The organism is Chitinophaga oryziterrae, assembly GCF_009758125.1.
GTDB lineage: Bacteria > Bacteroidota > Bacteroidia > Chitinophagales > Chitinophagaceae > Chitinophaga > Chitinophaga oryziterrae.
The window spans coordinates 208,644-233,666 of the sequence record NZ_WRXO01000003.1 but is presented as its reverse complement, the minus strand read 5'-3'; the positions used below and the strand labels follow the sequence as shown (position 1 = coordinate 233,666).

Annotated in this window: 24 protein-coding genes; 16 read left to right on the top strand and 8 right to left on the bottom strand. The window is 40.1% G+C overall.

Annotated features, from left to right (window positions below; genetic code table 11):
• The first annotated feature begins 31 nt into the window (after positions 1-31).
• From GO495_RS13000 to GO495_RS12990, 3 genes are read left to right on the top strand one after another with little or no spacing between them, the layout of a single operon-like run.
• Positions 32-1,525, top strand: a complete 1,494-nt coding sequence (locus GO495_RS13000; protein WP_157300125.1) for an arabinan endo-1,5-alpha-L-arabinosidase — start codon at positions 32-34, stop codon at positions 1,523-1,525.
• A gap of 17 nt (positions 1,526-1,542) precedes the next feature.
• Positions 1,543-3,525: an alpha-L-arabinofuranosidase C-terminal domain-containing protein gene (locus tag GO495_RS12995; RefSeq protein WP_157300124.1), complete on the top strand. Its 1,983-nt coding sequence runs from the start codon at positions 1,543-1,545 to the stop codon at positions 3,523-3,525.
• A complete protein-coding gene (locus tag GO495_RS12990) occupies positions 3,522-4,538 on the top strand; it encodes an arabinan endo-1,5-alpha-L-arabinosidase (RefSeq protein WP_157300123.1) in 1,017 nt (338 codons plus the stop codon). Before GO495_RS12995 ends, GO495_RS12990 begins: the two co-directional genes overlap by 4 nt.
• 375 nt (positions 4,539-4,913) lie before the next feature.
• On the opposite strand, the gene GO495_RS12985 is transcribed toward GO495_RS12990, so the two are convergent.
• Entirely contained in the window at positions 4,914-6,188 is a 1,275-nt protein-coding gene (locus GO495_RS12985) for a M57 family metalloprotease (RefSeq protein ID WP_170302674.1), read from the bottom strand.
• A 509-nt stretch (positions 6,189-6,697) separates the two neighbouring features.
• Between GO495_RS12985 and GO495_RS12980 the strand changes: the two genes are divergently transcribed.
• From GO495_RS12980 to GO495_RS12970, 3 genes are all read left to right on the top strand, one after another.
• Entirely contained in the window at positions 6,698-7,249 is a 552-nt protein-coding gene (locus tag GO495_RS12980; RefSeq protein ID WP_157300121.1) for a hypothetical protein, read from the top strand.
• A 330-nt stretch (positions 7,250-7,579) separates the two neighbouring features.
• Positions 7,580-8,479, top strand: a complete 900-nt coding sequence (locus GO495_RS12975; protein WP_157300120.1) for a helix-turn-helix domain-containing protein — start codon at positions 7,580-7,582, stop codon at positions 8,477-8,479.
• An 83-nt stretch (positions 8,480-8,562) separates the two neighbouring features.
• Positions 8,563-9,474, top strand: coding sequence for an NmrA family NAD(P)-binding protein (locus tag GO495_RS12970; RefSeq protein WP_157300119.1), 912 nt, complete (start codon positions 8,563-8,565; stop codon positions 9,472-9,474).
• 364 nt (positions 9,475-9,838) lie between these two features.
• Here the strand turns inward: GO495_RS12970 and GO495_RS12965 are convergent, their stop codons facing one another.
• Positions 9,839-10,261: a winged helix-turn-helix transcriptional regulator gene (locus GO495_RS12965; protein ID WP_205691254.1), complete on the bottom strand. Its 423-nt coding sequence runs from the start codon at positions 10,259-10,261 to the stop codon at positions 9,839-9,841.
• An 88-nt stretch (positions 10,262-10,349) separates the two neighbouring features.
• Here GO495_RS12965 and GO495_RS12960 point away from each other — a divergent pair, with 88 nt between their 5' ends.
• The 9 genes from GO495_RS12960 (at position 10,350) to GO495_RS12920 (ending at position 17,641) form a co-directional block, all read left to right on the top strand.
• A complete protein-coding gene (locus GO495_RS12960) occupies positions 10,350-10,790 on the top strand; it encodes a nuclear transport factor 2 family protein (protein WP_157300118.1) in 441 nt (146 codons plus the stop codon).
• A 3-nt stretch (positions 10,791-10,793) separates the two neighbouring features.
• Positions 10,794-11,675 carry an NAD(P)H-binding protein gene (locus tag GO495_RS12955; RefSeq protein WP_157300117.1) on the top strand — a complete coding sequence of 294 codons (882 nt, stop codon included), beginning with the start codon at positions 10,794-10,796 and terminating at the stop codon, positions 11,673-11,675.
• A 287-nt stretch (positions 11,676-11,962) separates the two neighbouring features.
• Positions 11,963-12,403, top strand: a complete 441-nt coding sequence (locus GO495_RS12950) for a hypothetical protein (protein WP_157300116.1) — start codon at positions 11,963-11,965, stop codon at positions 12,401-12,403.
• An 855-nt stretch (positions 12,404-13,258) separates the two neighbouring features.
• Positions 13,259-13,867, top strand: coding sequence for a Crp/Fnr family transcriptional regulator (locus GO495_RS12945; RefSeq protein WP_157300115.1), 609 nt, complete (start codon positions 13,259-13,261; stop codon positions 13,865-13,867).
• A 51-nt stretch (positions 13,868-13,918) separates the two neighbouring features.
• The gene (locus tag GO495_RS12940; RefSeq protein WP_157300114.1) at positions 13,919-14,353 is read left to right on the top strand and encodes a tautomerase family protein; all 435 of its coding nucleotides are present in this window, start codon (positions 13,919-13,921) and stop codon (positions 14,351-14,353) included.
• 24 nt (positions 14,354-14,377) lie between these two features.
• A complete protein-coding gene (locus GO495_RS12935; RefSeq protein ID WP_157300113.1) occupies positions 14,378-14,884 on the top strand; it encodes a cupin domain-containing protein in 507 nt (168 codons plus the stop codon).
• Between the two features lie 65 nt (positions 14,885-14,949).
• Positions 14,950-15,936, top strand: coding sequence for an alpha/beta hydrolase (locus GO495_RS12930; protein WP_240915218.1), 987 nt, complete (start codon positions 14,950-14,952; stop codon positions 15,934-15,936).
• 5 nt (positions 15,937-15,941) lie between these two features.
• Positions 15,942-16,694, top strand: a complete 753-nt coding sequence (locus GO495_RS12925) for a pirin family protein (RefSeq protein ID WP_157300112.1) — start codon at positions 15,942-15,944, stop codon at positions 16,692-16,694.
• Complete coding sequence (locus tag GO495_RS12920) at positions 16,691-17,641, top strand: NAD(P)-dependent alcohol dehydrogenase (protein WP_157300111.1); 951 nt, start codon at positions 16,691-16,693, stop codon at positions 17,639-17,641. The genes GO495_RS12925 and GO495_RS12920 overlap by 4 nt, the downstream gene beginning before the upstream one ends.
• Before the next feature lie 260 nt (positions 17,642-17,901).
• Here GO495_RS12920 and GO495_RS12915 read toward each other — a convergent pair whose 3' ends face one another.
• From GO495_RS12915 to GO495_RS12900, 4 genes are all read right to left on the bottom strand, one after another.
• On the bottom strand, positions 17,902-19,170 hold the full coding sequence (locus tag GO495_RS12915; protein ID WP_157300110.1) for a TlpA family protein disulfide reductase: 1,269 nt from the start codon (positions 19,168-19,170) through the stop codon (positions 17,902-17,904).
• 177 nt (positions 19,171-19,347) lie between these two features.
• Positions 19,348-20,739 (bottom strand): IPT/TIG domain-containing protein, encoded by a 1,392-nt coding sequence (locus GO495_RS12910; RefSeq protein WP_157300109.1) that lies wholly within the window; start codon positions 20,737-20,739, stop codon positions 19,348-19,350.
• 713 nt (positions 20,740-21,452) lie between these two features.
• On the bottom strand, positions 21,453-22,451 hold the full coding sequence (locus tag GO495_RS12905) for a helix-turn-helix domain-containing protein (protein WP_157300108.1): 999 nt from the start codon (positions 22,449-22,451) through the stop codon (positions 21,453-21,455).
• A 44-nt stretch (positions 22,452-22,495) separates the two neighbouring features.
• Positions 22,496-22,702 carry a cupin domain-containing protein gene (locus GO495_RS12900; protein WP_205691253.1) on the bottom strand — a complete coding sequence of 69 codons (207 nt, stop codon included), beginning with the start codon at positions 22,700-22,702 and terminating at the stop codon, positions 22,496-22,498.
• 256 nt (positions 22,703-22,958) lie between these two features.
• Between GO495_RS12900 and GO495_RS12895 the strand changes: the two genes are divergently transcribed.
• Positions 22,959-23,186, top strand: coding sequence for a hypothetical protein (locus GO495_RS12895; RefSeq protein WP_240915217.1), 228 nt, complete (start codon positions 22,959-22,961; stop codon positions 23,184-23,186).
• Between the two features lie 48 nt (positions 23,187-23,234).
• Here GO495_RS12895 and GO495_RS12890 read toward each other — a convergent pair whose 3' ends face one another.
• Positions 23,235-24,500 carry a DNA cytosine methyltransferase gene (locus tag GO495_RS12890; RefSeq protein WP_157300107.1) on the bottom strand — a complete coding sequence of 422 codons (1,266 nt, stop codon included), beginning with the start codon at positions 24,498-24,500 and terminating at the stop codon, positions 23,235-23,237.
• A complete protein-coding gene (locus tag GO495_RS12885) occupies positions 24,487-24,915 on the bottom strand; it encodes a very short patch repair endonuclease (protein ID WP_157300529.1) in 429 nt (142 codons plus the stop codon). Before GO495_RS12885 ends, GO495_RS12890 begins: the two co-directional genes overlap by 14 nt.
• Positions 24,916-25,023: the final 108 nt, after the last annotated feature.

Genomic DNA, 25,023 nt, shown 5'->3' with positions numbered 1-25,023 from the left:
ACCGGCAGTGCACAGCATATAAATACATTGTATGTTTCAATCTTGTCTGATAAAAAAAACGGCTGTTATTCTTTTAATGCTGGCTGCCATCAATTCCTGTAAAAAAGCAAATGTTGATGCCCCCGCAACAACAGATACCACAGGAACAGGGACGCCAGTTACTCCTTTTGATATTAATACCATCAGTGACACCTATGCGGATATCTCCCCTTTTGTTTATTATACAAAGTGGGGCCCCTATAATGTACATGATCCGTCTATCAAAAAATTCGGTGACTATTATTATTGTTATAGTACGGATGTTGGATATGGTATCTCAGTAAAAGCGGGCATACAAATAAGAAAATCAAAAGACCTGGTACAATGGACTTTTGTCGGTTGGGTATTTGACGCATTGCCCTCTTTGGGCGCTTCTTTTATTAAACAAAAAGGAGGAACCCCAAATGATGGGTTATGGGCTCCTTATGTCATGAAAGCAGGCAGTGACTACAGGTTGTATTATTCACTTTCTTCCAATGTCGGCCGCTTAAGCGTGATCGGGCTGGCTACCGCAGCGTCACCGGAAGGCCCCTGGACAGAAAAAGGGCTTGTTGTTACTTCTCTGAATGATAATACCAGGCAAACCAACGCCATCGACCCTACGGTGGTAACTACCCCAACAGGTGATCAATGGATGTATTATGGCTCGGCATGGGATGGTATTTATGTATTGAAACTTGATCCGGTTACAGGACTTGCTTTAAATGGGAGTGATAAAGGTACCCGTATTGCAAACAGAGGATTTACCAGTGGCAATTATAACGGTAACATAGAAGGGGCTGATGTGATTTATAACAGCTCCCTCAATAAATATTTTCTATTCATTGCTTACGACTGGCTGGAGACCAAATACAATACAAGAGTAATGAGGGCAGATAATCCTGCAGGGCCATTCTATGACTTCAACGGGCAGGATGCTAACACAGATGCAGACCATGGTCCAATGATCACAGCGCCCTACCAGTTCAGCGGACATGGCGGCTGGCAGGGTGTTTCCCACTGTACGGCTTTTGACGATGGAAATGGGCAGTACTACCTGGGACATCAGGGAAGACCAGGTGTCAATAAATATTTCATGGACCTGCATATAAGGAAAATATTCTGGACGACTGACGGCTGGCCGGTGGTATCACCTGAACGATATGCATGGGAAGATAATACTGTAGTGCCCCGGGATAGCATCACAGGCAACTGGGAACAGATTACTTTAGGTTACAGGGTAGTGCCTGGTTATGCAGATACCCAGGTATCTCCTGATTTCCAGGTGTCCGTTCCGCTCACTATATCAGCCAATGGCACATTGAATAATGATGCCGGCAGTAAATGGACTTACAATGCCCCCTGGCTGCAGTTAAACTGGAGCAATGGTTACACTGATAAAGTGTTGGTACAGAAAGGAAGGGACTGGGAAAATAAGCGGGTCACCTTCATTTTTACAGGGCTGAATAATAATGGCACCGCCATATGGGGTAAAAAGATTCTATAAACAGACAATTGGTTCAAATGAAAAAGAAGGCATGTAAGGTATTGGTACTGGGATTTTTGCTGTGGTCCGGTGCAACATCAGCGCAAAGCAACAAAGTAATTTCAGTAAAAACGAAAGCAATAACCGCTAAGATCGCACCAACCATGTGGGGCGTCTTTTTTGAAGATATTAATCTTGGTGCAGATGGCGGCATTTATGCCGAACTGGTGAAAAACCGCTCATTTGAATTTTTCAAACCGCTGATGGGCTGGACAGTAAATGGCAGCCAGGTAAAAGAAGGCGATATCCTTATTCTAAACAGGAAAGCAGAGAACACAAGTAACCCCCGTTATTTGAGGGCCACTGTAAGAAAGGCTGAGAAAGAAGGTGTTGGACTGCTGAATGAAGGTTTCCGCGGTATGGGCATCAGGAAAGGATTGCGGTACGATTTTTCTGTGATGTACAGGCAGCAACATCCAGGCATAACACTACATATACAATTGCTGAATAGCGGAGGTGGGGTTATTGGCGATACCGTCCTGATACCAGCATATCAGGATACAATGTGGCATAAGCAGCAGGTAAGCTTTACTGCCACGGAAACGGAACCTAAAGCTAAAATGCAATTGTGGCTGGAAGGAAACGGTGTGATCGATCTGGATATCATTTCCTTGTTTCCGTCAAACACATGGAAGAATCGTCCGGGAGGGATGCGTGCAGACATGGTGCAGTTGCTTGCGGATATGAAACCCGGATTTATCCGCTTCCCCGGAGGATGTATCGTAGAAGGATTTGATCTTTCACAGCGTTATCAATGGAAAAAAACAATAGGGCCAATAGAGGAAAGGCAATTGATCATCAACCGCTGGAATTTTGAATTCGCACACCGGCCAACACCTGATTATTTCCAGACCTTTGGTTTAGGCTTCTTTGAATATTTTCAACTTGCTGAAGATATTGGCGCCGAACCTTTACCAATTCTTAACTGTGGTATGGCCTGCCAATTCAACTCCGCTGAACTCGTACCGCTGAATGAACTTGCCCCTTATATACAGGATGCATTGGACCTGATCGAATTTGCAAATGGTGACGCAACCACCCAATGGGGAAAGGTACGTGCAGATATGGGCCACCCCTCCCCTTTTCATTTAAAGCTGTTAGGTGTAGGTAATGAAAACTGGGGACCGCAATATGTAGAAAGACTCAAATTATTTACCAATGCGATCAAAGCAAAATACCCGGACATTAAACTGGTGAACAGCTCGGGAACAGATCCCGATGGCGAACGCTTTGATTATCTGAACAATGAGTTGAGGAACATGCATGCTGATATCATTGATGAACATTATTACCGTTCTCCGCAATGGTTTTTACAAAATGCACAACGTTATGATCATTATCCCCGGAATGGCAGTAAAATATTTGCAGGTGAATATGCCGCACAGAGTGATAAAACTGTAAGCATAAACAACAAGAACAACTGGTATACCGCGCTATCGGAAGCCGCCTTTATGACCGGACTGGAAAGGAATGCCGATGTAGTCAATATGGCCTCATATGCACCTTTATTTGCTCATACAGATGGCTGGCAGTGGACACCCGATCTTATATGGGTAGATAATCTGCGTTCATACGGAACACCTAATTATTATGTGCAACAACTATTTTCCTTAAATAAAGGAACTGCAGTAGTTCCGGTAAAATTGGACAACGCTGTGATAGCAGGGCAGGATAGCTTATACGCTTCTGCCTGCATAGATGAAAAAAAGAACGAACTTATTATTAAACTGGTGAATGTAGCTGATAAGCAGCAATCTTATACCATTGCACTGGAAGATGCCAAACCGGCTGCAACACAGGCAAGCGTGACGGTATTGCAAAGCGATGAACGGGCCAGCGTCAATAGTTTTGAGCACCCACAATATGTATTCCCCAGAGAATCGGTAATAAAGGTCCCGGGGAAAAAGATTCCGCTGGATATCGCACCTTATTCATTCACGATAGTGAAGATAAAATTATGAAGCTAATAGCCGGGATATTACTCTGTACATTTTCTTTAGCCCTGCAGGCACAGACAGTGCCTGCAGATACTGTTTTTCTTACCCGGAACACACCGGTACATGATCCGGTTATTATAAAAGAAAAGGACACCTATTATGTGTTCTGCACTGGCTTTGGTATTACTGTTTTTTCTTCCGGGGATTTACAACATTGGCGAAAAGAAAAACCTGTGTTCGCCCGGCCACCCGAATGGGCAATGAAAGCAGTACCAGGTTTCAGAGGTCATATATGGGCACCAGACATTAGTTTTCATAACGGCAGGTATTATTTGTATTATGCAGTTTCTGCATTTGGGAAAAACACATCCTGTATCGGCGTTGCGGTTAATACGACCCTTGACAACACCTCTCCTGATTATAGATGGGAAGATAAAGGCAAGGTAATTCAGTCGGTCCCCGGCAGGGATATGTGGAATGCAATAGATCCCAACCTGATCATAGATAGCAGCAAAACACCCTGGCTTGCTTTCGGTTCCTTCTGGGACGGAATAAAGCTCGTAAAGATGAAAGATGACCTGCTATCTTTAGCTACACCTGAGGAATGGTACACCATAGCCAGGAGACCACGTGATATTACAACTGCCGATACAGTTGCAGGAAATGGAGCAGTAGAAGCACCTTTCATTTTTCAAAAGGGGAAATATTATTACCTCTTCGTTTCATGGGATTATTGTTGCCGTGGGGAAAAAAGTAATTACAAAGTGGTAGTTGGCAGAAGTGAAAGAGTACAAGGTCCTTATCTTGACAAGCAAAATATTCCTATGCAATTGAATGGAGGGACAATAGTAATAGAGGGTAACAGTAAACAATGGTACGGAGTAGGTCATAACGCAGTATACACCGCCGATGGAAAGGATTATTTCATTTATCATGGATATGATGCGCAGGACCAGGGCAGACCCAAACTATTGCTGGAAGAGATAAAATGGGACCAGGATTGCTGGCCTGTAATTCTACCAAAAAAAGGTTTGTAGTCTGGAGGTACTTTAACCAGTCATTTAAACAGGGAGTTACTCGTTTTTCATTCTATGTATTATAGACAAAAAGAGCCTGAGCGATGTGAGCCTTTGGTTTCTACAGCACCGGGCAAAATGGAGTTAATACGTATATTTTTAACACCCAATTCTATCGACAAAGCAATAGTAATTGCATCTAACGTGGCCAAACGCTAAAGACAGATTGGGGAATGGCACACCGAAAGGAAATTATCGGGAAGAAATAGAAAAATCTACGAGCTTAGGCCTGTACTTCGTCACATTCAGGATTGAGAAAAAAGTATAGGGAAGGTCTGATTTCAAAGTAACAATTAATCAAAAGCGGGCCTCATCACCGCTTATGCTTCAAAAGAATCAGGGCGTCTGTATATACCAGCGCTGATTGGCACCGTTCAGCCATGCCCATTGCTGCATTTTGGTGCCGTCGTCATTAATATAATTGGCGTCTACATCCAGTACTTTTCCACTCCGTTTGTTGACAATGGCATAGGTACCGTTGGCTTCGGGCCGTACTACCCATTGCTGGTTATCACCGCTCAGCCAGTCCCACTGTTGTACCTTGGTACCGTTGGCCGCTATTATATTAGCGTCGGTATCCAGTACTTTCCCGCTGGCCACACTGGTGATACGATAATAACCGTTGCCCAGGTAAGTGAACGACCATTTCTGGTTGTCGCCGTTTAACCAGCTCCATTGCTGTACTTTGGTGCCATTGTCGTTAATATAGTTGGCATCTACATCTACCACCTTTCCACTGGCTTCGCTTACGATCTTGTAAATACCGTCAGGTATGGAACTGCTACCGCTGATTTCGCCGTACAGGTAGTTAAGGGCTACCTGGTCATTGGTATTAAAGGGGCGGTTTACGCCAGTACCTACACAGGCCAGCATCCAGCTGTTAGGATCGCCTGCTGTAGGGGTGCCGGGTATATGATCAGCCCCCACGCCGGCGTCGCCTTCATTTCCGCCGGAACCGCAGCTGTATGCCCGATTGAAATAATCAGTATGACGGAAGCCGATGGTATGTCCTATTTCATGTGCAATGATCGTAGCCATCCATCCCTGATCAGGGTTACTGCCGATATAAGAGGCGTTAAGCCGGATAGGGCTGGGCGGGTTGCCATAGACGTCAGGGAAACCGGCTGATTGTCCCAGTATGCCCGTACCCAGGTTGGCATTGATGATGTCTATCTCTCCTCCGCTGGCTACACGCTGGAAAGAGACACGCAGGCCAAGCGTATTGTAGCGGGCAATGGCTTCATCTGCCGCAGTGGTATATGCGGTAGGTAAGTTGGTAACAGAAACAGTGATCACCCGGTGTCCGGAAGTGGCAATCATATTCCAGGTCTGGTACTGTTCCGCTTTGGCGATCACCAGTTTACTACCATTTGTCTTTTCTTTAAATGAATTGTCAGGCAGGAAGATGTCACCTTCCACTACAAAACCATTTTCTACTCTTCTGATTTCCTGGGTGCTGAATCCCATTGCTTTGATCTGTGCGATCACATCTTGTGTGATCTCATTTTTGGACTGCTCCCGTAACTGGTTCTTCTTACAGGAGAAAAGTATAAAGCTGCATATGAGGGTGCATAGCAGCGCTTTTGAGAGATTCTTCATGTGTGTGTTCATTGGGATTTGGGTTAAAAGACATAATAACAAAGGATGGTTGAGGCCCGCCGGGGTGAGGGAATGTTTTAAAATCAGGGTTTAATTATTTGCACGATTAATTTAATAAAAAAGATGCATACTGGCTATTCCATATTAGCTATGATCAGGCTATATGCATTAAAGGTGCATTTAAAAAGAACTTTTGCGCTTCATTCTCCTTGATAAGACACCTTAACAGGTACTTAGATTCTAAGAAGTATTGTTAAGAAAAGGGATTGAAGAGGTATTGATAAGGTTCATCCTCCGTTCATCCTTCGTTGCGAACGTAGGATGAACGGAGGATGAACCTTATCAATACCTCTTCAATGCTACTTTACATAGGGTTTTATTATAATCTGTGAAGGTGTATCATACTGTTCACGTATCATTTCTAGCTTCGTCGCATAGTAATTCCAGCATCTTCAGGGATTTTTTTCTATAATGAAATGAAATTCCGCTTATTATTGCTGTAATGATTAAAACATAATTTTATGGCAATATTGATTAATAACGTACTCATAAAAGGACTCTCCGGATCTATAGGTAATATGACCTTTCGCCAGAGAGGGGGAGAAACCATCGTTAGCAAAAGACGCAGAGCCGCCAGTGTGCCGGCTACTGAAATACAAATGAAGAACCAGGAACAGTTCAGGGAAGCTACAATGTATGCAAAAACGGTTATTAAAGACCCTGTTATAAAAGCATTATATGGTGCTGTTGCTACAGGCGGACAAACAGCGTATAATGTTGCTTTCTCAGACAGATTTAAAGGGCCTGAAATTAAGTCGGTCAGTATTGGTGAATATCACGGACAACCCGGAGATCTCATTATGATAAAAGCCGATAAATTCCTTGTTCTGAAGATGGATGTGATGATAGTAAATGCGGATGGTGTAGTAATAGAAGAAGGACAGGCTACTGTTGCAGGCAAAGCCTGGAAATATACAGTTAGTATGCTGAATGAAGCTGTTCATGGATCAAAGATTATTGTAACAGCAGTAAACAGACCAGGAATGGTGGTAAAGAAGGAAGTGACTTTGTAATACTTTGCGGTATTTCCAGGACAGGTATAATCGTAAATCGTTGGGATTTTTATTCCTTTTAACAGTTGGCAGTTATGTCATCCCGATAGCATAATAAGCCTTCAGCAATATCTGTAGTATAACTTAATGACCTAAAATCCTGGTGTCTTAGATCAGGTTCACATGTGATTTTTTGCAAATTGATAAACAAGTGTTACATAGATGTATGATTCACCTTTACAGGAATCTGATAAATGAAAATTTCCAGTCTTTCTGATATCGTTATGATATTTCTTTACTATGTCATAAAACTCCTGGTCTTATTTTAAAGCGTTATTGTAATTTTATAAGATGGAAAAGGCGCTGGACTTAATAAGTTTTTATGAATACAAGGAGAAGTATATTCCTCCCAATATTCAATCTGAACCTGGTCATTTTAATATATTTAAGCTGGACGGTTTTTCTGGTGATGAAAACAAATGTCAGTCATTCCGGCGTTTACGATTTTATAAAATTTGCCTGTTTACCGGTCATTATAAGTTTAAGTATGGAGATCAGGTTGTAGAGTTTGATCAACCGGCCTTATTGTTTACAAACCCTCATATTCCTTATTCGCTGGAAACCATTACGGGAGTTATGACAGGTTGTTATTGTATTTTTTCAGAAAGTTTTTTCAATGAATTATCCTCATTACTTAAATTTCATGTCTTTCAGCAAAATGGTAATCCGGTATTTTTATTATCGGGCATACAGTTCAATACTTTCAATAATATTTTTACAAATATGCTGGACTGTATATCTTCTAATTATGTTTATAAATATGATCTGCTGAGGGCACAGGTGCAATTGCTGGTGCATGAGGCTTTAAAGATCCAACCTTTTGTGCATCAACCCCGTATAGCACTCAATGCAGCTGAGCGTATCACAGCCTCTTTCATAGAGTTACTGGAGGCTCAGTTTCCTATTGAATCAACTATGCAAAGGGTATCACGCCGGCACCCTGCAGAATTTGCGAATAAGCTGGCAGTCACAATTAATCATTTGAATAAATGTCTGAAGGAGGCACTTGGTCTTACCACTGTTGCACTGATTACTAACCGGATCATGATAGAAGCCAGGATGTTGTTGAAGAACACTACATGGAATGTTTCTGAGATCGGCTGGTGCCTTGGGTTTGATGAAGTAACTCACTTCATCAACTTTTTTAAAAAGAATGTTGGCATTTCGCCGAATGCGTTCCGTGCTTCCTGATTGTTTTTTGTAGCAATTGGATTGTTTCTTGTAATCTTCCTGTTTTAAATACCCTCAATTTTGTATTTAAATATAGGATAATCATGAGGTACGTAATTACGGGTGCTACAGCCAGAACAAGCAGTATAGTAGCCGAAGGACTTTTAGATCAGGGAAAAGATATCAATGTTATAGGGAGGAATATTAATAGATTAAAAATGTTTTCAGATAAGGGTGCGATAGCTTTTAAAGCTGACCCTTCAGATGGTAATGCTTTAACGCCCGCCTTTAAAGGTGCTGATGCTGCATGGATTATTCTGCAACCAAACTATATTCCTGATAGTCCTGACTTTCGGGAATTTCAATCAGGGCTTATCAGAGCATTGATTCAATCGATATCAAAAAACGGTTTAAAGTATGCAGTAACATTGAGCAGTTGGGGAGCGGATGTTAATGCAGGTAGTGGCCCTGTAGCCGGGTTGCGCGATATGGAATTGGCTTTTAATAAACTACCTGATTTGAATGTACTACATCTTCGGGCTGGTTATTTTATGGAAAATATGTTGGGTTATATTCCGCCTATTATCCAATTTGGAAAAGTACCTGGTCCTTTTGACCCTCATATCAAACTTCCTTTTATCGCTACGAAGGATATTGGCGATTACGCTGTGAAAGTATTAACGAACCTTGATTTTGAAGGGAAAGTAATTCATGAACTGCATGGTGAACGAGACTTGACTATAGCAGAAGCGGTGAGTATAATTGGTAATGCTATCGGTAAACCCGATCTGGAATATGAACAGATATCAAATCACGACTTTACCAAAGCTTTGCTTGATTCCGGAGTTTCTGAAAGTGTAGCTGGATTAATGGGTGAAGTCGTAACGGGAATCAATACTCATCACATAAAAATGTCTGGAATAAGATCTGTAGATAATACTACACCTACTTCATTCGAAGAGTTTGTTAATAACACTTTACTTCCGATATATCACAAAGCATTAGCTGGATTGTAATGATATTGAAAATAAAATGTAACCTGTACCGGAATAAAGATAATATTTTAGAATGGTGGAAAAAAAGCAGAGAACGAGACAGATACAACGATGAACTTAATTTGCCTGAAAAGCCGCATATCTCCAATTGGAAGATAGGTGATAAAAATTTTTTGGGCCGCCAAGACCTAATTATTCATATCCGTATTTCCGATAAAAAACGCTAATGAAGGTTTCATTTGCATTACTATATTCAATCCAACAATTTTGAGATTTATTGCGAGAGAATCATTTTATTTAATGGACGTATCTTAGTTGAAGAGTGCGATCACCCGATATTTAACCAAATAATATTACGATGCAGCGTTGAGCAGGCTAGTAGTAACTAAGTACGATTCAAATTCGCTTTATATAAATTACTGATCTGATCTTCCCAGTCTATAGACCATTGCAGCAATGCTATCAGCGGATCTGCCGTGCTTTCCCCAAATTCGGTTAACTCATATTCAACACGCGGAGGTACTTCCGGATAAACGCTTCGTTTTACCATATCGTATTCCATCAAGGTTTTTAGTGTTTGTGTAAGCATTTTTGGAGAGATCCCTTTGATTTGCCGCAACAGCTCACTGTTGCGTTTAGTTCCCTGCATCAGTGCCATCAAAATAAGTAATGTCCATTTATTAGCAATCAGCGTTAAAGCCTGATTGAGGATACAGCTTTCGTCTAAAGATGATTTTACCATCAACGTTTGCTGCAATTTTAAAAAATTTCCATTTTTCTTAGCTGATGCTTTTGTTGCTGCGCTCATATGTTACTTTAAAGTGCCTACTATACTTTCAGGTGCCTACTTTCAAATATATACTTTTGTGCCTAGCTTTGGATAAATTATATAAAATATGGCAAATAATTCTTCGGGGTACCAGATATATGAGGCCTTACTGAAAGCCTTTGGAGTTGGAGCAGAGGCTGTAACTACACTTTTCAACGATGATGCAATAATTGAATTTCCTTATGCCCCATCCATTGGGGCAGCGGGTAAACAGAACATGGAGGCATATCGCAATCACCTGGAAGGGGGGTTAAAGAACATGCCCAACCTGAAGTTTTCAGATATCAGGGTATATCCTTTGCAGGAGGAAGGTACTTATTGGGCAGAAGCACACGGAGAAACCACTATCCTTTCTACAGGAATATTGTATCAACAGGATTATATTATGTATTTCATACTGAAAGACGACAAATTCAGTTTTTATCGCGAATACTCTAATCCGCTGCCTGCACTCAAAGCTTTTGGCGGAACTCAGGCAACCCTGGATATGTTTAACGTTAATAAATAACTTATGAAAATAGCAATTGCAGCAGCCACAGGAAATATTGGAAGTGCAACCGCCAGACAGGTTGTGTTAAATGGCGCTATACCAATACTACTTGGTCAGAATATAGATAGATTAAACAAATTAAATATTACCGGAGCAATAGCTAAAGTTGCAGATCTTAGTGATGCAGCGGGGTTGATTAAGGCTACCCATGGTGCAGATGCCTTGTTTTGGCTTGTACCTCCGGTTGCTGCTGCTCCAAGCCTAAAGGAGTGGTATAATAAAATAACGGCAGCAGGTATTGCCGCTGTTCAACAAAATGACATCAAAAGAGTAGTGTTGATCTCTTCTCTTGGGGTTAGCACAACACCTAACCTCGGCACCATTACTTATTGTGGTATAATGGAAGAAGCATTTGATAAGTTGGGTGTAAATGTGCTTGCTTTAAGGCCCGGCTACTTCATGGAAAATTTTCTTCTGCAGGCTCAAAGCATAAAAGAAAAGGGGGAATTTAGTTTTACTTATGACGCCCTGCATGACATCCCGTTTGTCAGTACAGAGGATGTAGGAAATATAGCAGCAAAATACCTGCTGGATGAGAACTGGGCAGGACATTGGAAACTCAACCTGATGGGACCTGAAAATATAACCCTTAGCGATGTTGCACTACGATTATCTACTTTAACAGATAAACCTGTACGTTACAGGCAGGAGTCCTTTGAGGAAATCAAATTCCGTTTTAACAATTGGGGGGTTGGAGAAACAATACAAGACGAATTAATAGACCTATTTAAGGCCTTGGGTGATTCCAATGGCGCTTATGCTACTCCACGTACCCCCGAGGCATACACAGCTACCTCATTTGATCAGTTTGTAATAAATAAGCTAATGCCGGTATTAATATAATTTTAAAGAATTTTCACTGAACAAAAAGAACTTTTGTGGGGTGGTGAATGTACTGCTTTCAGTAGAGATGCTGCCGGGCATTATTATTTCGGAAAGCTGGAAAGAATACCGTTGGTGATTATGATTTTTGAGAGGTAAAAAGGTCTCGTCCGGATATAACATTTTACCAAATATCATTGTAGTATAGAAGGCATCATGATAGTTAAATTGGCAAGAGGGCAGTAGACTAAGGGAAATTGGTTATTTTTGATCGAACTATTATAACCCTTCGATTCTAACTAATCACTATGACCTTAAGCAAAATTATTTTCCCTATTATCATTTTTTCCGGTATTGCTGGTCTCACAGCGTGTAAAACTTATACAATACCAGTTGATAGTTTTAAGCGGCAATTCCAAGGAATGGACAGCGGACATTTGAGACCCGTGACAACACAAAGTCCGTTCGGAGGTCGCAGCAACTACCTGACTAACCGGATAGACTCTATTTTCTGTGTTGACAAGAAAGGTCAACCAGCTGTATTGTTGAATGGACCTTCAATCGAAATAAGGTTCACCTATGAAGACCATAAACATACGGTGTTTTATTTTGACCGTATGACGGTGGATTCTGTATCAGTTACGGGTGTTACGTCACGGATTCTTGGCACTCGTAAAACGATTCCCCTCAATTCCATTAAAAAAATTGAGGTTCAGAATGGGCAGAAGAAGTATAGCTATGTGCAATAGAGTGAAGGATCCTACGAAAAGGAAGAACTAGTGGATTGCTTACATCTGGTAATAGATTTATTAAAAGGAATGCGAAATCCAAAAGGTTAACTGGTGGATGTTGAATAGTATTTTAAGTCCGTTAGGGCATCGCAGATCTTAATGAAATGATTTTTAGATATAGCGATTTGCAGTGTAATGACTGCCAAAGTCATGGTGTACTTCGAGTGTCAAATAAAGTGTTTTAGCATTCTGGGCAGCTTAATTTCCCTTGCGTAGGGCCGGTGGAATTCCGGTTGGATTCCTGCAAAACCGAGTGTCATCGCGAGTGTCGTAAATAGTGGGAGAAAGGGCTAAAAAGGGTGATTTTATAACATTCGGGAAATAAAAAAACTCTGTAAATCAATGACGTACAGAACTATGAAGTGCCCAGTAGCTGTAAATTTTCGAACCAATTAGTAGTGATTATAAAGATGTTAAGTGGGATTATGCGATGAGGCCATTGAGAAAATATAAATGTTATCATATCTTTAAGAACATAATGATATTTAATGCTGGCTAAACAATGGACTATTATCCTGGTATCGACTTTTTTCACACTATCATTTTCACTGATAGCATGTAGATCTGCTTCCTGGCCTCTTTCAAAAGACGAAATTAAATTAACCCGGAATCACGAGGAATAGTGATCATGTTGGAACCGACAAAACTTACTTGTTTCTGTCTGTTATAACCGACAGTTATTCCCAACCGAATATCATCTTGATGCCTTCTTAGAGAACATAAAAACTTACAGGGTATAGAAAACATACACGATCAATTTCGCCTTCCGTTACCAAGTTGTTTTATCTTTGATAGATACTAATAATTGTCAGTATGAATACAGAAAATCTTTTGGTTGATGAACTCAACGTTTTGGACAGGGTTCTCAAGGATGTTGTCGGATTAAACGAACGATATGTAGCAGAATTCAAGCAAATCATGTTTCGTAAACACTTAAGTAAAAAAGAGTTTCTGATCAGCGAGGGCACTATCTGCAATTTTATCGGAGTTGTTATTTCAGGAGCTATGCGTTCATTTATACGCGCGGGCCAAACAGATGAATTTAATAATGATTTTTATTTTGAGCATGATTTTGTAAGTGCTTACACCAGTTTCTTAACTTCCCAGCCTACAAATTGTAACATCCAGGCCCTAACGGATGTGAATGTAGTTTACATTACCGCAGAGCAATATCAGGGATTGCTTTCACGGGATAATGAATGGTTTAAATTAGGCAAATACATATCCGAAACATTTTTTATCAGGAAGTGTAAACGGGAAACCTCATTTTTAAAGAATACAGCGGCTAAAAGGCTTGAAAGTGTACTGCAGTTATATCCGGGAATTGAGCAACGGGTTTCGCAATATCATATTGCTTCCTATTTGGGCATTAAACCTGAATCTTTGAGCCGGATCAAACTCTTAACATACATCAATAAATAACGGCAATTTAATACGGAGGTTTGTACTTCATCAATTACTAAATATTGAAGTATGCCAATAATCGAATTAAAAGTAAGCGGTCAGGAAGATCCAACTTTAGCGCAAGAACTCGTTAACGAAATTAGCCGTCTTACCAAAGAAGTTTTAAAGAAGAAGCCAGAAGTTACAGTAGTCACCGTATCATTTGTCCCGGATTACCTTTGGTTCATTAATTCTGTATCTCTGGCTGTATTAAAAACAAAAAGTTTCCATCTTAATATCAAATTATCGGATTCTAGCAACCTTAAAATTGACAAAGCTGATTATATTCAGGCTGTCCACAAATCCTTAACCTCCTTGCTGAGAAGTGTCCATCCTGTAAGTTATACTGCCATTCAGGAAATGAAAGCAGATGCCTATGGTTACGAAGGATTAACGATAGAGTATAAATATATTAATAACCAAATTACGGCATTTAGCCAGAAAATATTGAATAAAAAAACTTGACAAACACTATTAATAAATATCAATATGGAAAATTCAAAACCGTCGCCAATAACCGTTGACCCTAAAGGCGGAGAAATATTATCAATCGTAGGCGATAACTATCGCGTCCTTGTCTCGGGAAAACAAACCAATGGTGCATTTGCTACTATCGACATGCTGATACCTCCCCAAAGCGGCCCGGGACCTCATTCTCATGCCAATTTTTATGAATCTTTTTATATCGTAGATGGCGAGCTGGAGGTTCATTCTGAAGCCGGATCTTATAAGGCAACAAAGGGTTCCTTTGTGGTCATACCTGAAGGTGGTGTAGTGCATTACTTTAAAAATGTAAGTGATAAGGTGGCTCACTTGCTTTGCACAGTAGTCCCTGCCGGGTTGGAAGAATTTTTTGAAGAAATAGGGGAACCGGTGGCTGCCGGTGAATTTCTTCCACCGCTGCCTATGGACACGGAAGCTATAAAAAAACTACAAGCAATCGCTCAAAAACATGGGCAGGTAGTTTATCCGCCAGATTTTCTTGATAAGAAGTAACAAATCTTTTGGATACAGTGATTTAGTTAACAACAAACTGAAAATATCCGATACCGTCTGGCGGATTGGACTATTTTTCAGGCGCAACGTGCTATTTTAAATTTGGCATCCTACCGACCTTTGACATAGCATTAAAATCTAATCAAATGGCACTTTCCGAAGAAGTATTAAAAACAATAGCCTACGCAGAGGCGCACGGTTATGATAAACTAAACCTTTTGCCGCCGCAACAAACCAGGGATATGATGAAACAGGCACCGGCAAACCCGAACCCGACAGCGGTTGGACAGGTGATCAATACAATAATAGAAAAAGACCAGATCCCGGTAAGAATTTATATCCCCAAAGGAAGCGGCCCCTTCCCGGTGATAACTTATTTTCATGGGGGCGGTTTCGTGCTCCTGAGTTTAGATACACATGATGAAATTTGCCGGCAGCTTTGCGCTAATACAGCTGCTGTGGTCATGTCAGTAGATTACAAACTGGCACCAGAGCATCCATACCCCGAGGGCCCGGAAAGTTCTGTTACAGCAACGCTTTGGATGCTTGAAAACGCAAAAAAATATAACGCAATTGGCGAAAAAATGGCCGTAGCCGGGGATAGTGCCGGGGGGTACATGGCTCTTTACGTAGCACAAAAATTGACAGCTGCCGGGGTTGTACTTAAGGCCCAATTTGCAACCTATCCAGTAACAGATCACTATTCATCACATCATGCTTCCTGGGAAGAAAATAAGGATGGTTATGTTTTGACTGCGGAAATGATGAAATGGTTTTGGGATAATTATCTGACCGATCCGGCTAAATTCGATGAAGCATCGCCTTTAAGGGCGACCGACCTTTCGGGTTTGCCTCCGGCATTGATCATGACGGCAAACTATGATCCCCTGAGAGATGAAGGGAAAGCCTATGCAGATAAGTTGCAAAAGGCAGGTGTCCCTACAGTTTATCAAAATTACGAAAATGTCCATGGATTTTTTGGAACAGGTTCGATAGGACAACAGGCGATGCAGGAAGCCAGTAACTTTTTAAAGGATAAATTAAACAATTAATCATATTGCAAGTAATTTCAAATCAGCAAAAGATCGTAAAGAAAAACGGTGGCTTCGGCATCGAAATACTTTTTCCCGGTAAAGGGACGGGTTCCGAAGATTCGGGTATCGGTACCATTGGACGAATCGACCAGGCAACAGTTACACCCGGTACGCTGGTACCCATGCACCCGCATAAAGATGATGAAATACTAACCTATATTAGAAGTGGCGTAGTTGAGCATAAGGATACAGAAGGGAATATCGAGATTATCACGAATAAAAGATTAATGATGATGAATGCTGGCGCACAATTCCAGCATGAAGAGCTGGTTTTGCAAGAGGGCGGTGTGCTTAGCGCCTTACAGATATTTATTCGTCCGGAAATTGGCGGACTGATCCCGAAAGTACAGTTTTATGATTTTCCTGAAGCGATAAGCCGGAATGAATGGCGGGAGGTTGCCGGAAAGGATGATCCGTTTCCTTTACAGATCAGAAGCAATACCTGGATCTATGACATTAGACTGGAACAGGGAAAACAGCAATCACTGCCGGTTTTACCATTAAAAGATGCTACATGCCTGGTGTATTTATTCGACGGACTGCTTGCGGTCAACGAAAATATCAATATTCAAAAAGGAGAAAGCCTGGTTGTTGAAGACGAGACAATTTTGCTTAAAGCCGTCGAGGATTGCAATATTGTACTATTTGTAACTGATCGTAATGCAAGGGTATTTAAAGAAGGTATGTACAGTGGTAACATAAACAGAACAAAATGAAAAAGATAATTTATTCCAAATTCGGCGGTGCTGAGGTATTACAAATAGCAGAGGTTCCGATTCCTGCTGTGCAGGCCACAACCATTTTAATTAAAGTTAAAGCAGTATCCATCAATCCTTTGGATTGGAAAATACGCAATGGGGAAATGAAAATAATGTCTGGAAGTAAATTTCCAAAAGGCATAGGAATTGATTTTTCGGGCATTGTTGAAGAGACCGGCACGGCAGCTACTAAATACAATAAAGGTGATGAGGTATTCGGTATACTGGATGTCTTTAAGGGAGAAGCGTTGTCAGAATATCTTACAGTCGAGGAAAAAGATATAGCCATCAGGCCTCGGAATATTTCTTTCGAACAGGCTGCGGCTATGCCCGTCGTAGGTTCTGCCGCGTTGCAGATATTTAAAACTTTAGTAAGCCTGAAAAAAGGGGCCGAAATTCTTATCAATGGCGCTTCAGGTGGTATTGGGATGTTCGCTACTCAAATCGCAAAAATGAGTGGTGCCATAGTTACTACTGTAGTAGGCGATAGTGGAATTCCAGCGGGTAAAGATTGGGGTGCAGACTTTGTCGTCAATTATCGGAACGAAGATGTTTTGAAAGGGAACAAACAATATGATGTCGTTATTGACCTATCAGGTAAAATGCCTTTTACTAAAGCAAAACAAATCATGAAGCATTCGTCAGCTTATATACATACTGCCCCCGGACCAAAAGAAATCATCACCTCTTTTTTCATCAACTTGTTTTCAAGTAAGAAATATAAACTACTCATGCTTAAACCTTCCCCAGAATATCTCGCCGAACTTACAGGTTATGCAGAAGATGGAATTGCAATTGTAGTTAGTAAGGTATATCCTTTCAATTCATTTAAAAAGGCTTACACCGAGGTTCCCGACGGTAAATTTATTGGGAAAGCGGTAATTACAATGGATGGGGTGGTTTAAAGTTTTTGTCTCATCCGGCTATAGGTTGTTAATCCTGTAATTGGTTTACAGGTAAATAGGTTTATACACTTTCGCATTATTCTGCACAAGTGCATCCGCTTCTCTCCTGCAAAAAAGCCTTGATAGCAATATCCAGGCTTTTTATTTCCTTGCAATAAGATAAGTTCAAATGATAAGCGCAACAGGTGAGTTTACCAGTTTATTTGTGAGATAATCCCAAAGTAAATTATTTCACTATCACTAACTGTTTCAAAATTCTTTTAATACTGGTCACGAATTAATTGAATCATCGCTTTCATTTCATTTATCAACTCCGTATCTGATGAAAAACCAGTACTTAAAAACCGCTGTTTGCCATTAGTGTCAATGATAATTTTGGCTGGGATTCCATTGGGTTTGTAGGCGGAAAGTGCCTCAAACATTTGCGGGTTGTCCTTTAAAGGTTTGTCCAGCAATACGTGGAAAGGGTACTTATTTTGTGTGATAAACCTTTTAATACGCTCGGTAGCACCATCCTGTTTCTCCTGTGTCGCAATAAATAAAAAAATCACATCTGGATATTGTATCATTAGCTTCTTCATAGCAGGAAAAGAAGCCTTGCAGGGCAAACACCAGGTGGCCCAAAAATCCAGCACTACCATTTTACCCTTTAAATCAGCAAGTGAAACTGGTTTATCTTCCAAATCCCGCAAACTAAAATCAGGAGCATCTGTATTGGTCATTTTTGTTTTCAATTCCTTTTTAAGTTCTGATACAACATTTTCCTGAAGGCCGTCAAAAAATGCATCATAACCAGTTGCGTCCTTATTCATTTTGACATAAAGCGCACGCAGCAAACTATTCATGCCATCTGTAGATTTACCCGTTTTTGCCATTTGCAACAATAAAGAATAAGCCTTCTCGTCGCAGTTGTTCAGCGTCAATAACGTTGCGTATCGTTCCACTGATGATGGCAAACCCTCTTCGGGAGGTCCGTCAAAAGCTTTTTCCTGATAGTTTAGCGCTTCTTTATTTTTCCCAACGGCCTGCAGGGCCATGGCATACGTATCGCAATAAGGGTAATATGCAAAGCTCATGAAACGCTCCCAGTCTCCTGCTGCCATATATGCTGGCCTTGCTTTTGGATCATTTTTGTAAGAATTATAGAGATCTAATGTTTTTTTTGCGAGTGCTTCGGCTTTTGTTAGATCCTTTTTTTCCTGTATCAGGGTAATGGCTGCCATACTCATAAAGGACGTCTCGTTAAATTTGTTGCTCATCGAATAAATTACTTTTTCAAACTCCCTATAGTTTCCACCTTCCAGGTAATCCATGGCAACATTGCCTTTCATTATATCAATAGTTTCGGCGTCTTTGCCGGCCAGCAAATGATTATCTTTGATAATTTTTTTCATCAGGGCCTGGCTTTTCGCTGGATTGTTTTCTTTGCCCATGTTTTTTATCTGTTGCACCAGGGCATCGGGTTGGGCTTGCATGGATAATGCACTGCAGATCGCTATACTGAGAAAAAAGAATTTAATTTTCTTCATGTTGTTTTTCTTTGTTTTACTATTGGCATTTGTTATATCGCAGATCTCTTTGAAATAATAACAGCAACCTGATGGCCTGCAATTTTCATTTTTGATTTGTTAAACCCGATGAATAAGGTGTAATTGACAGGTTTAAATTAATGCCCGCCAACCAATTCTCTGTTAATTAATTAAAACTCACTCCCACTTTGTAAAAGTGAACGGTTCATTAGTTTGAACAGAGCTACCTACTATACTCACAATAATCCTGTAAGTACCTACTGTTAAATTAGGTACGTATAACTTTATTTGATTAGCATCATTCGAAATTGATAAGCCATAAATGTTGCCTATGCCAGTTGCAAAATCAACAAACTTAACAAAGGCAGCATTGCCTGGATTTACGTTTGCCAGATTTGTTCCTGTAATAGTCATTTCTGTAAAATAAGTTCCGGAATGAGGAGTGAAAGATGTTATACTGGGGACAATTACCTCAAATAAATCGTTCGCTGTGGCCGTCATGCCAGCCACCACAACCTTGACAGTATATTTTCCTGCGGCCACTCCTTCGGGCACCTTTGTATATAAGTCGGAATGGTCAGGCACACCCAGCTTGGCATCTATAGTAGTATTGCCAAATATGATCTGTGCTGTCTTGTATGATTTTCTGAACCCTTTGCCGCGTATATCATAATATTGTCCGGAGAAACCTGATTTAATGGTGATAGAATCAATAACAGGTGCTTTTAACTGGAAATCACTGGTTGACGTAAGGTTGGTAAGGCCGGAAATAAGTTGAATTTTAGCAGATGCCGCTTCTATTTCATCCGGCACAACGACCTTCACAGAAGTTTCAGCCGCACTCACAACCTGTGCTTGTACATTTCCGAAATTAACCGTTAAAGCATCAGGATTGGTACCAAGATGTTCACCCTCGAGCGTAATTGTATCCCCGATAAATGCAGTTTGAGGCGAAAAACCGGTGAAAGTCGGTGTTCCAGGAAGTATAACCTTGAACAATTCCGGAGCAGAGGCTTTCAATCCAGCCAAGCTTACTGAAATAGCATATTTTCCTGCAGGGATGCTATCCGGTACTCTTATGATCAAACCGGTATGACTTTGATCAATAGCGTTTAGCAGCTTGTCTCCAAAGTATATTTGTGTAAATTTGGTTGAACTGCTAAATCCTTTTCCTGTTATTATTACTTGCTGCCCTGCTACACCTGAATCACAGGAAAGAGATTGAATAACCGGTGCTTTCAGCTTGAAATCGTTAGCTAGTATTATCTCGTTAGTACCTGAATATAAATGAATTTTAACAGCCGATTCTTCAATATTATCGGGTACAACAACTTTTACAGATGTTTCAGATACGCTGATTATATCGACAAGCACTGTTCCGAATTGAATTAATAGTGCTCTAGGGTCGGTGCCGAGATTTTTTCCTGCAATGCTAATTGTATCTCCTATAAATGCAGTTAATGTGGAAGGATTTCCATTTGATGGATCGGTAGTTTTATCCTTTTTGCTACATGCAATAAAAGAGATTGTGCAAATCAAGACTAAAATAAAGGGGAATCTTTTTTTCATGGTTAATTATTTAAAATTTGAGCGACTCGCTTTTGAGGGATAACCCGAAAGCTTATGTATAATAGAGCGATCATCTTTATTGTAATATTATTCAACTGATCGTTCTACTACCTATAAGACAAAGAATTTCCTAAACTTCCTACGTGATATGTTTATGTTGATAAAATAAATTTATTGTCTTGATAAAATGGATACTCATTAAATAATTGATTAACGTTAATGTCAGAAATTTCCAACCCGTTACTGATAAGGATGCTGCAAAATTCCTTATGGATAAAGGGGCTTGCCAGGCGGGACAAAAGCAACCTTTTTAGAAAACGTTGTGGGGTGAAGTTTTTTTTCTGACCACTTACTTTTAATTTGATTATTGGCATACTTCAATTTTATAAAAATTAATGAAGTGCGAAGTTCGCCTTAAAGAACACTTTATTTATTGATGTATGTTAGGAGTTTGATCCTGCTCAAAGATTCGGGTTTAACGCCTAAATAAGAAGCAATGTTGTTTCCCGGATATTGGGAGGACAGGCCTTTAAGTCTTCCTGATGTTGAATTTTTCAAAAAAGACGTTTCCCGCTTATATTTGAAAAATCGGTCGATAAAAACCGCTGTTTGCCGTTAGGGTCACTATACTTAGGAATCTGACAAAATAGAATTAATTAGCAGAGGTTAGATAATGACTTTTTTCCATGCGAAGATTTCCTGCCAGTGGTACATTAATCCTGTAAGAGCCTCTCCTCTAATATATCCTTGTACCGTTTGGGTTTCATTTGATGGTGCCGCTCAAATAACCGGGTAAAATGGCTCAGATTAGAAAAGCCGATCCTGTAACCTACCTGGGAAACAGAATAATCCCTTAGCAGTTGCGCCGCTTCGTTCATTCTTTCCGCCTGGAAATAATTATAAATACTGTCTCCGAAAATTTGGCGAAAAAGCTGTTTCATCTTGGTGGGACTCATGCCGATATTCCTGGCCAAATCGGGCAATTGGGGAGGAGTACTCAGATCGGCCAGAATATTTGCCCGGACCAGGTATATTTTTTTTACATCTTCCTGGTTGACATAAAACAAAACGCCTTCCTTACGTGAAAAAAGCCTGGAAAACAAAAAATAAATCAACTCCTGCGCCCTGGTCTGGTATAGCAATGCAGATAGCTTTGTGGTTTCATTAATCATGCTGATACGTTTCAACGTTTGTTCCATTTCGCCTGTCATTCCCTCGTGAAAGATAAAGGAGGGATTATTCCTGATGGCATTTTCTATTTCAGTCCCCTCTTTCTTAAGTTGTAATAAATTCAGCAATGTCTGGCGGGTGATGACAATCACTATGAAGATGATTTTCTCACTTGGCGGAATGGTTACTTCCGTGAAGAAATTGCTGGTCCCGAATTCCACTTCATAGCCCTTGCCGATAGTAAACAAAGACTCCCACATATCCTTCTTCGATCGAACAGGCATTCTGCGTCCATCAAACTTCATTGTCAATACCTCTGAGGCCCCTGTGCCGTGGCGTCTCAATACAAACTCCTCCTTTAGCGTATAATGGTGCAGGCACAATGATAATCCGTTATCCAAGTATACTTCCTGGATAAACCCCTCGCCCAGTGTTTCGGGAAGGAACACCCGGTCATTGATCAGCTTACTGTTAAAACGTTTTGCAAAAGTCGATGTGAAGTGAAATCCTTTTCCAGCCTCAAAATCAAATACTACAGCCATAAATAAAAATAAATTATGTTTTTTTTAATATAATTCATTTTTATTTATGGCTGTAGTATTTGTCCAACCTCCTTTAACTCCAACTGCGGATAATTGATATATCCATTGGGGGGTATGAGCATGTCAATGATAGCAAAAGCGCCTCCTGTCTCCTTACCGGTGATAAGAATACGATAAGTGTCTCCAACCATTGACAGGTTCTGCCCCTCCCCCGGTCCGGTTGTAACAAGAACTGGTTTTGATTCTACCATACTGCAGAATGATTTAATGAATGTCAAATTTCGTAGAGTTGGCCGGAGTAAAATAACCTTGTTGGACATAAAAATAGCTCAATCAGACACCGCTTTTTTTATTGTGGAGTGAAAAGGGTTCGAATATGCAAGAGAATAACAATGAAATTTGATAAGGTTATACTACGAGTGCCTGAGTGAAACATTTTAGTCTAAAATGGAATAAAAGAGAAGCTTTTTTAGCCCTGAAACCTACTTGAAAATTCTTAATAGCTAAGTGAAAACAAAGTTACCGGCCACTAAAGATGAATATGGTGAATACCTTTCCCAAGGAAGAGAAATCATGAAAAACATAGCCACCCGCTATATCGCAACTTTCCCTATCGGCAAAAAACAAATCATTGATTCGATCTTCCCGAAAAAACTTGATCAGAAAAAACTGATTTTCTCCGAAAACAAACTTCGAACCACAGAACTGAATGTAATACTTAAGTTGATAATATAACCGTGAGTTGACTCTGAAGAAGAGAAAAAAAGAAAAAAATATTTATTATTAGCTTTTTTTATATATAAGATTCATCAATTTACAAGCAATATGATATGCCATAAGAGGTGGTACAGCATTTCCAATTTGTTTAAATGCCGGCGTCCTGTTCATGCTTTCTTTTACTCCTTCAAAATAGTAATCATCTGGAAATGATTGTAGTCTTGCTGCTTCGCGAATTGTTATTGAGCGGTTTTGATCTATATCCGGATGAATATAATAATGCCCATCTTTAGCTATGTGAGCGACTACCGTGTGGGAAAATGCCTCATTTGCCGCTACGACCTTAAATCTGTCATGAAAAGAACCACGGTTTTTGTGAGTTTTAAGTCTTTCAGGCAAGTCATTATAACTTAATCTTCCTTTAAATTTATTCCATTTTTTTACGGCAATCCGATAAATTTCTTTATCCTGCCTGGAATGAGGTCGTGCAATATGTTGAGTTAATATATTACTACCGTTACGGATAAAACTTTCTGTGAGATAGCCATTGGTTCTTGACTTGTATTTTGAAAATTTACCTGTTTTTTCTCCGGCCTGTATTTTAGGTAAGTCATTAAATAACGATTTGACTGTATGACCGGTACTAATCCTTATTAATTCAAGATCCGGAATATTATAACGAAGTCCATTTTTCCATCCTATGATGATAATACGTTTTCTATTTTGTAAAACTCCCAAATTATTGGCTTCAACGTTAAATATTTTCATGTTGTAGCCCTTTTTTAAAAAGAGTTTACTCATATTATTCAAATACAATCCATTACCAGCTGACTGCAATCCTCCTACATTTTCAAATACAAATAACTTCGGCTGATACTTTTCTAAAAACTTTGCATAATGAATATATAGATAATTACGCCGATCTCCTTTCATCCCATTTTCAGACCTAGCACGGCCAACTAATGAATAAGCCTGACAAGGTGGCCCTCCAATAATTAAATCTATTTTTTCACCTCCTAATTGCCTTTCAATAGCTTTGTGAATGGCAGGATTATAATCAGCTCCGATTGGCAGATTAATAACAGCATCAAGCAGCTTTGCAGGAACTAATTCATAAAGCTCCTTTCTCGTTATTTCTCCTTTCAGATATAATACATAGGTATCATACTTACCAACTGACTTAAGATAGTGACATGCAACACGCGTTTTTAATGTAAAGCAGGCAGCCTTATCAACTTCAACATGAGCAACTGGTTCAAATCCAGCTCTGATAAAACCTTCCGACAGCCCTCCGGCTCCCGCAAACAAATCTATATATTTAAAGCCGTTCATTATTCTTTAATTCATTCAAAAGAGTTTGCAATGTTACGTCTCTTTCACTTGGTTTCAATTGACATTCCCATACAATAATTACATTCCATCCGTTTTCCTTTAGTTCCAGCATGTGTTCAACATCCTTATTTTTATTACCCGTGATTTTGTTAAGCCACCATTCTGTTCTCGTCTTTGGTACCACAAAATATTTGCAACCATCATGTCCGTGCCAAAAACATCCATTTATAAAAAGGACGGTTTTATACTTGGGGAAAACCATATCCGGCTTTCCCGGAAGTTTTTTGTCGTGAAGCCTGTAACGAAACCCATGAGAAAATAAAAACTTTCTTACAAGGAGCTCAGGCTTAGTGTCTTTCCCCTTTATCTTGCTCATATTAAAGCTTCTTACCTCTTGTGAATGTACATCTGCCATCATTTATGTATTGCAGTTAATGACAAGTTAGATATCCCGAGAATCCTTCAATAAAACATGTTGGATATTATACCCAATATGATATATATCTGTTAATCCAGCTATTCG